7 protein-coding genes are annotated in these 7,573 nt (G+C 71.3%); all 7 read left to right on the top strand.

Annotated elements, in window-relative coordinates; translation table 11 throughout:
- Positions 1-1,221: type IV pilus twitching motility protein PilT (locus tag GTR00_RS00510; RefSeq protein WP_323132112.1), on the top strand; the 1,221-nt coding region annotated here is incomplete at its 5' end.
- Positions 1,222-1,234: 13 nt separating this feature from the next.
- Entirely contained in the window at positions 1,235-2,497 is a 1,263-nt protein-coding gene (locus GTR00_RS00505; protein ID WP_166609712.1) for a type II secretion system F family protein, read from the top strand.
- A gap of 239 nt (positions 2,498-2,736) precedes the next feature.
- On the top strand, positions 2,737-3,162 hold the full coding sequence (locus tag GTR00_RS22700; protein ID WP_205704742.1) for a type IV pilin protein: 426 nt from the start codon (positions 2,737-2,739) through the stop codon (positions 3,160-3,162).
- A 92-nt stretch (positions 3,163-3,254) separates the two neighbouring features.
- Positions 3,255-4,550 carry a prepilin-type N-terminal cleavage/methylation domain-containing protein gene (locus tag GTR00_RS00495; protein ID WP_166609711.1) on the top strand — a complete coding sequence of 432 codons (1,296 nt, stop codon included), beginning with the start codon at positions 3,255-3,257 and terminating at the stop codon, positions 4,548-4,550.
- Positions 4,547-5,224 carry a hypothetical protein gene (locus GTR00_RS00490; RefSeq protein WP_166609710.1) on the top strand — a complete coding sequence of 226 codons (678 nt, stop codon included), beginning with the start codon at positions 4,547-4,549 and terminating at the stop codon, positions 5,222-5,224. The genes GTR00_RS00495 and GTR00_RS00490 overlap by 4 nt, the downstream gene beginning before the upstream one ends.
- Before the next feature lie 5 nt (positions 5,225-5,229).
- The gene (locus GTR00_RS00485; RefSeq protein WP_166609709.1) at positions 5,230-6,771 is read left to right on the top strand and encodes a ricin-type beta-trefoil lectin domain protein; all 1,542 of its coding nucleotides are present in this window, start codon (positions 5,230-5,232) and stop codon (positions 6,769-6,771) included.
- Positions 6,761-7,549, top strand: a complete 789-nt coding sequence (locus GTR00_RS00480) for a prepilin peptidase (protein WP_166609708.1) — start codon at positions 6,761-6,763, stop codon at positions 7,547-7,549. Before GTR00_RS00485 ends, GTR00_RS00480 begins: the two co-directional genes overlap by 11 nt.
- Positions 7,550-7,573 lie beyond the last annotated feature (24 nt).

Below are 7,573 nucleotides of genomic sequence, written 5' to 3'. Positions count from 1 at the left end.
GTCCCCGCACCGCGCCCCGCGCCCCCCGTGACGCCCGGCCTGGCCGAGGAGCTGGTGCGGCCCGCGGTGCCGCAGCTGGCGCCCGAGCCGCAGCCCGCCCCGGCGCTCGCCGAGGCGCCGGCCGCCGCCGTCGCCGGCGGCGAGCAGACCGGCCCGGCGCTGAAGGTGAACGACGTCCTCATCGCCGCCCTGCGGGCCGGTGCCTCCGACGTCCACCTCACCACCGGCGCGCCGCCCACGGTGCGCCTGTCCGGGGAGCTGACGCCGCTGGAGGGCTTCGCCAAGCTCACCCCGCAGGTGCTGCAGCAGGCGATCTACGCCGTCCTCACCCAGAAGCAGCGCGAGCACTTCGAGGCCCACCTCGAGCTGGACTTCGCCTACGCCGTGCCCGGGCACTCCCGCTTCCGCGTCAACGTCTACCGCCAGCGCGAGTCCCTCGGCGCCGCGTTCCGCCGCATCCCCTTCGACATCAAGCCGCTGGAGGACCTCGGCGTCCCGCCGGTCGTGGCGTCCTTCGCGGGCCTGCAGCGCGGGTTCGTGCTCGTCACCGGCCCCACCGGCTCGGGCAAGTCCACCACTCTGGCCTCGATCGTGGACCTGGCCAACCGCACCCGCCACGACCACATCATGACCGTGGAGGACCCCATCGAGTTCCTCCACCGGCACAAGGGCTGCCTGGTGAACCAGCGCGAGGTGGGGGAGGACACGAAGTCCTTCGCCAGCGCGCTCAAGCACGTGCTGCGCCAGGACCCCGACATCATCCTCGTCGGCGAGCTGCGCGACCTGGAGACGATCTCCGTGGCGCTGACCGCCGCGGAGACCGGCCACCTCGTCTTCGGCACCCTGCACACCCAGGACGCCGCCCAGACCATCGACCGCGTCATCGACGTCTTCCCCCCGCACCAGCAGCAGCAGATCCGCGTGCAGCTCGCCGGCGCCCTGCAGGGCGTGGTGTGCCAGACGCTGTGCAAGCGCGCCGACGGCCAGGGCCGCGTCGTGGCCACCGAGGTCCTCGTCGCCACCCCGGCCATCCGCAACCTCATCCGCGAGGGCAAGACCCACCAGATCGGCTCCGCCATGCAGGCCGGCGCGCAGTTCGGCATGCACACCCTCGACCAGCACCTGGCCGAGCTGGTGCGCACCCGCCAGATCACCTTCGAGCACGGCCTGGAGAAGTCCCACGCCGCCGACGAGTTCCGCCGCCTGACCGGCTGGATCTGAGGGAGGACCCGAGATGGCCACCGCCACCAAGGGGCCCGCCCGGGCCGCCAAGCCCGGTCAGCGGACCTTCGAGTACGCCGCGCGCGACCGCACCGGCAAGCTCGTCAAGGGCACGCTCGAGGCCGGCGACCAGCAGGCCGTCATCGGCCGCCTGCAGAGCCAGGACCTGGCCCCCGTCTCCGTCACGGAGTCCAGGGCCGGCCAGGGCCTGCAGATGGAGATCAGCCTTCCCGGCTCGAACCGGGTGACGCTGAAGGACCTGGCGCTGATGTCGCGGCAGTTCGCCACGATGGTCTCCTCCGGCCTGACGCTGCTGAAGGCGCTGGCGATCCTCGCGGAGCAGACGGAGAGCAAGAAGCTCGCCGCCACCCTGCAGGAGTGCCGCGCGGAGGTCGAGGGCGGCACGGCGCTGTCCACCGCGCTGGCCCGGCACCGCGACGTCTTCCCGCCCCTGATGATCAACATGGTGCGCGCCGGTGAGGTCGGCGGCTTCCTGGACCAGGTGCTGCTGCAGATCGCGGACAACTTCGAGGCCGAGGTCAAGCTGCGGGCCAAGGTGAAGTCGGCGATGACCTACCCGGTCGTCGTCTTCGTCATCGCCATCCTCGCCGTCGTCGGCATGCTGCTGTTCATCGTGCCGATCTTCGCGAACATGTTCACCGAGCTGGGTGGCGAGCTGCCGCTGCCCACGAAGATCCTCGTGGCGCTGTCCCACGGGATGACGTACGCCGCTCCCGTCGGCGTCGTCACGGCGCTCGCGTTCCCGGCCGTGTGGCGCAAGGTCAAGGACAAGCCGAGGGTGCGGGACGTCGTCGACCCCCTCAAGCTCAAGCTGCCGATCTTCGGGGTGCTGACGCAGAAGATCGCCCTGAGCCGCTTCACCCGCAACCTGGGCACCATGCTGCGCTCCGGCGTGCCGATCCTGCAGAGCCTGGAGATCGTCGGGAACGCCAGCGGCAACGTCGTCATCGAGCGCGCCTCGAGGGACGTCATGGAGAGCGTCCGCTCGGGCCGCTCGCTCGCCGCCCCGCTGGCCGAGCACGCGGTCTTCCCCGCGATGGTGGTGCAGATGATGAGCGTCGGCGAGGACACCGGCGCCCTGGACTCGATGCTGCACAAGATCTCCGACTTCTACGACCAGGAGGTCGAGGCCACGACCGAGGCCCTCACCAGCCTCATCGAGCCCATCATGATCGCGGTCCTGGGCGGCATCGTCGGTTCCATGATCGTGGCGATGTACATGCCCATCTTCGGGGTCATGAACCTCATCAACTGAACCGCGCCGACCGACCAGCGCCGGCGCCGAACCGGTGCCGCCGAACGGCCCGTGAGCGCTCCTGCTCACGGGCCGTCGTCGTCCCGCGGCAGGGCGCTGGGCCGTGCGGGTGACCGGGTGAAGTGCACGCTCAAGGGCGCCGGGGGAGCACCCGATGTCTTCAGTACAAGAGCCGCGAGGCCGGTAGACGCCGGTGCGCGACCCGCGAGCGGCTCAGGATCTCACCGAAGGGGAGCACCATGCTCGCTCGCATCCGCAAGGCCGTGGAGGAGAAGGACCAGGGCTTCACCCTGATCGAGCTCCTCGTCGTCATGATCATCATCGGCATCCTCGCCGCCATCGCCATCCCGACCTTCCTGAACCAGCGCAACAAGGCCTACGACACCCAGGCCCGCAGCGACCTGCGCAGCGCGCAGACGGAGATGGAGACGTACTACACCGATAACCAGACGTACCCGACCAAGCTGGTCGCTGGTACTGCGCCCGCCACCGGTCCGGCGGCAGACACCATCTACGTCAAGGTCTCGGGCAAGACCGCCTTCGCCACGCCGACCGTCACCAACACCGCTGGCGCCGAGTCCTACTGCATCTCGGCCAAGTCGCAGTCCGGCTCCGACTTCAAGATCGAGAGCGGCAAGTCCGGTGTCAACAAGGGCACCTGCTGATCAACCCCCTCGCGCGGGCGGTGCTCCGAGAGCTCATCTCGGTGCACCGCCCGCCGGCTAGCACGGGCACACCTCGAAAGGGGAGAACTCCCATGTTGCGTGGAACCCCCGAGCACCACGCCGAGGAAGGCTTCTCCCTCGTCGAGGTCGTCGTCGCGCTCAGCCTCCTGGCCCTCGTCGCCGCCTCCAGCGCCGTCTTCTTCCTGCGCGGCACCGTCGCCGCCAGCGAGCAGGAGCGTCGGCAGATCGCCACGACCCTCGCCACGCAGGCCGTGGAGGCGAGCCGTTCGGTGCGTCCCGACTACCTGCTGACCGGCCGTCGCTCGGCCGACGTGCAGGCGCAGTGGACCCGCGTCGCGCCCGTCGAGGCCTCCACCACCTTCCCGGCGTGGGACTCCACCGCCGTCCCCGGCGCCACCCCCACGATCGCCCTCGCCTCGACGACGAGGCTCTCGGGCGAGACGTACGCCGTCGACACCCTCGTGGGCGTCTGCTACCGCCTGCGCAGCCAGGTGAACGGCCAGTGCACCAAGGGCACCGGCACCGACGCGCAGACCACTCCCAACGGGTACGTGAAGCTCTACCGCGTGATCGTGCAGGTCGCCTGGACGCCCGGCGGTGGTTCCGCCCGGTGCCGCGGTGGTGCCTGCACCTACCGCACGGCCACCCTCATCGACCCCACGGCCGAGCTGCGCTGGAGCGTCACGTCGGCCCCCGTCGTCGAGCCCAGCACCCAGCCGATCGACGCTCAGAAGGGCACCGCGACGCCGAAGCCGCTGCGCACCCTCGTCGACGCCGGCAACACCGATCAGAACTCGCGCGTGTGGATCAGCACCGTCAACGCCGGCGGGGGCACCTTCAGGCTCGACGGCACGGCCTACGACGCGGCGACCAAGCGCTCCGGCCGGGAGCTCACCTACACGCCGCCGCTGAACACCGTCGGGACCTTCACCGCCCGGTGGTTCGTGCGCAACTACGACGGCCAGTCCTCCAAGACGGTGACGCTCACGGTGCCGGTGCGCCCCGTGGCGGTCAACGACGTCGTGTCGGTGACCGCCGCCCACCTCGTCCCCGGCGGCGGCAACGCCATCGGCATCGGCAACGGCAACGGCAACGGCGGCTCCTCCGGGTCGTCGGCGGTGACCGTCGACCTGGTGGCCAACGACACCCCCAGCACGACGGCCACGGTCGAGGTCACCGACCCGGTCAGGACGTCGGGGACCTGCACCCTCACCCGGGTCGACGCCGGCCGGTTCAGCGTGTCCGGTGCCACCGGGTCGCTGCTCACCAGCGGGCAGACGTGCCGGTGGACCTACACGCTGCGCGGGACCGGGGCCAACTCCGGCCTGGTGTCGGGTGCCGCCCAGCTCACGGTGAACGTGCTGTGAAGCGCACCGGGGACCTCGCCGCGAACGACGTCCAGGGTCGGGACGCGGGTGTCACTCTCGTCGAGACGATGGTCGCCATGGTGGTGTTCACCGCCTGCTTCGCCGTCTTCATCGGCGGGCTCGTGGTCGTGGTGCGCGACACGACCCGCACCCAGGCCGTCAGCGCCGCCACCGACCAGCTGCGCAGCGCCTTCACCGCCATGGACCGCGAGGCTCGCTACGCCGAGAGCGTCAACGCGCCCGGTGCCGCGGGCGGCGCGTGGTGGGTGGAGTTCCAGACGCCCGCGCACGACGGCGGCACCCCCGCGTGCACGCAGTGGCGCTACGACGTCGGCGCCGGCGTGCTGGAGGAGCGCACCTGGGACGCGACGGGCGAGGCGGCCGGCACCTGGCGGACCACCGCGAGGGGCCTGGCGACCGACCCCGCCGTCCTCACCGACGGCGCCCGCGCTCCCTTCCGCGTGACCTCGGCGACGTCGGACACCGCTGGTCAGGAGATGACGCGGCAGACCCTCACGGTGCACCTGGAGGTGCCGCGCGCCACGGGCGACCGCTCGGGGGGCACCCGCACCGAGGCCCTCGACACCACGTTCACGGCGATGAACAGCTCCGCGAAGACCGACGGCATCCTCAAGTCCGCCGTCTGCTCCCCCTCCACGACCCGGGTACGGTGACGACGATGGCTGCACTGGCACGCCTCCTGCGCGCGCGGCTGGACCGCGCCCGGCAGCAGGGCCAGGACGAGGGCGCCGCCCTCCTGCTGGTGATGACCAGCGTCCTGGTCGCCACGGCGCTGAGCATCCTCGTGCTGGGCATCGTGCTGAGCCAGGTGCTGCCCACCCAGCTGCAGCAGAAGCGCACCGCCACCCTCGCCGCCGCGCAGGCCGGCGTCGAGGCCGCCTCGGCGCAGATCCGCACCGCCATCGGCTCCAGCAACAACGGGCAGAGCTTCGGCACCAAGAACCTGCTGCCGTGCACGGTCAGCGGGACGGCGGCCGGCGAGCGCTACACCGTGACCATCACCTACTACGACACCGACCCGAGCGACCTGCCGGTCGCCGAGCAGGAGATCCGGCGCATCGACTGCAGCCCTGCGACGGGTACCGCGTACATCCCCTCGCACGCGGTGCTGCGCTCCACGGGCACCGGGGCGAGCCTGCCGGGCCGCGGCGCCACCGCCGGCGACCGCGTCGTGGAGGCGCTGTACTCCTTCGAGCTCGACAACGGCAACATCCCCGGCGGCCTGATGTGGACGATGCCGCTGAACCAGTACTGCCTGCAGGCCCCCGCGACGCCGGCGATCGGCTCCAAGGTGACGTACGCCGCCGAGTCGGGCTGCACGTTCAACGACCCCCGGCAGATGTGGATCTACAACACCGACTACACGATCGTGCTGTCCTCCACCCTGGCCACCACCCCGCTCTGCATCGACGCCAGCACCACCGCCGCTGCGGACGCGACGCTGCAGAAGTGCGACAAGCGCCGTTCTAGCCAGCTGTTCAGCTACGAGGGCGGCTCGCGGTTCAAGGGCCAGAACTCGGCGAACACCGACTACGGGACCCGGTGCCTCGGCGTCGGCAGCGACCCCGGCACGAGCCCGATCACGGGCAGGAGCCTCCGCATCGGCGACTGCGCCAGCGACGCGGAGTGGGGTTCGTTCGCGCCGGACCCGTCCGTGGGCGCCGGCGCCGCCAGCTACAACACGCGGCAGATCGTCAACTACTTCGAGTTCGGCCGCTGCATGGACGTCACCGGCGAGAAGATCGCGGCCCCGCAGATGATCGTCTACCCCTGCAAGCAGGACCCCTCGGGCGGCTCGAAGCTCAAGTGGAACCACAAGTGGTACTACACCGAGAACATCACCACCGCCCAGCAGATCTCCGTCCTGGTCAACAACAGCACGAGCAGCAAGTACTGCCTGACCGCCTCCCCGGCCGGGACCCTCGAGGAGAACGCCGACGTGACCTTCAAGACGTGCGACGGCCGGTCCGAGCAGAGGTTCACCCGTCAGTACAAGATGCCCGACTACGCTGAGAGCTACACGTTCCTGGACTTCGCCGGTCGCTGCCTGTCCATCGGGCCGAAGTGGAACAACGGCAACTACTCCCGCATCGTCTCCGCGGCCTGCAACGGCGGATCGGCGCAGAAGTGGAACGCCCCGCAGCTGATCAGCGACCCCGGCGTCACCGGGGTGCGCGAGGTGAGCCGCAGTGGCTCCTGAAGCCCTCCTCGCGGGCGTGCTCGGCGTCCTGGTCGGTTCGTTCCTCAACGTCGTCGTCCACCGCGTACCGCTGGGGCTCTCCGTCGTGCGGCCCGCCAGCCGCTGCCCGGGCTGCGGTCACGAGGTGCGCCGCCGCGACAACGTGCCCGTGCTGTCGTGGGTGCTGCTGCGGGGGCGCTGCCGCGACTGCGCCGCGCCGATCAGCGTGCGCTACCCCCTCGTGGAGCTGGCCACCGGCGCGCTCTTCGCACTGGTGACCGCCCACGTCGGCGTGACCTGGGCGCTGCCCGCCTACCTGTACCTCGCCGGCATCGCGGTCCCGCTCACCCTCATCGACGTGGACGTGCACCGCCTGCCGGACGCCATCGTGCTGCCCTCCTACCCCGTGGCCCTGGTCCTGCTCACGCTGGCCAGCGCGGGCACGGGGGACTGGGCCGCGCTGCTGCGCGCCGTGGCCGGTGGGACCGTCCTGCTGCTGCTGTACTTCGCCCTCTTCGTGGCCAAGCCCGGCGGCATGGGTCTCGGCGACGTCAAGCTCGCCGGGGTCCTGGGCCTGCACCTGGCCTGGTGGGGGTGGGACGCCCTGGCGGTGGGCGCCTTCCTGGCGTTCCTCCTCGGCGGGCTCGTCGCCGTCCCGCTGCTCCTGCTCGGCCGCGCCGGGCGGCGCACCAAGGTGCCCTTCGGTCCCGCCATGCTCGCCGGGGCGTTGACCGCCCTGTTCGCCGCCGAGCCCGTCGGCCGCTGGTACCTCTCCCTCATCGGGCTGCCGACCGCCTGAGGCCCCGGCCCGCGAGCCACCCGG

Origin of the sequence: Kineococcus indalonis, from assembly GCF_009906395.1 — a bacterium.
Lineage (GTDB): Bacteria > Actinomycetota > Actinomycetes > Actinomycetales > Kineococcaceae > Kineococcus > Kineococcus indalonis.
This window is presented reverse-complemented; position numbering and strand designations above follow the sequence as displayed.